A 663-nucleotide genomic window follows, 5' to 3' on the forward strand; every position below is an offset into this window, starting at 1 on the left:
TGGCGCGGCTTTCTTCTGGGCATGCTACTCACTCATGGTGAAAAGACTCTCTTCGCAAGACAGTCCTTCAACCATGGTGGTGTACTTGCTGCTATTGATCACACCATTTAACATCCTGCTTGCCGCGCCAGATTGGCAGACTCCAAGCGGCGGTACAATTTGGGCTATCTTGATTGTTGTCGGTGTTATGACGGCACTCGCTCAATGGGCAATTGTAAAAGCCTACTCAGTTGCTGATGCTTCGTTTGTGCAACCTTTTGACCACGCGAAATTACCGTTAAATGTTCTAGCGGGTTGGATTGTATTTAGTTGGGTTCCACCGGGTCGTTTATGGCTAGGGGCTGCTATTATTATTGCGTCAGTTGCATTTATTACCCATTGGGAAACGAAAAAACCGGCGAAAATAAAGAAAGTTTAGGATCGATGAAATAAATAGTTCGACTGTCCGTTCTATATGGATAAGAGAATTCAAACGAGGCCGTAAGCATGAAGAAACCAGTCAAGATTACACTATACCGTTGGGCAGGCAGCTGGGGTCCATTTAAAGTTAATATCCCATGTGGGGAATGTACCCTTACCAAAGACATTCTTAAGGATACTTTTGAGAATGAGTTATCAGATGTCGATGTCGAACTGGAAGTGAAAGATTGGTTGTCTCACTGG

General features: G+C 44.5%; 1 protein-coding gene and 1 pseudogene. Both read left to right on the forward strand.

What is annotated here, in order from left to right; genetic code table 11:
- Positions 1-418: DMT family transporter (locus tag AB4496_RS29140; protein ID WP_372133603.1), on the forward strand; the 418-nt coding region annotated here is incomplete at its 5' end.
- Positions 419-486: 68 nt separating this feature from the next.
- Positions 487-663: pseudogene (locus AB4496_RS29145) on the forward strand (glutaredoxin); the annotation flags it as partial.

The sequence above is a fragment of the Vibrio sp. 10N.222.46.A1 genome (assembly GCF_041473595.1).
GTDB classification, from domain to species: Bacteria; Pseudomonadota; Gammaproteobacteria; order Enterobacterales; family Vibrionaceae; genus Vibrio; species Vibrio tasmaniensis_A.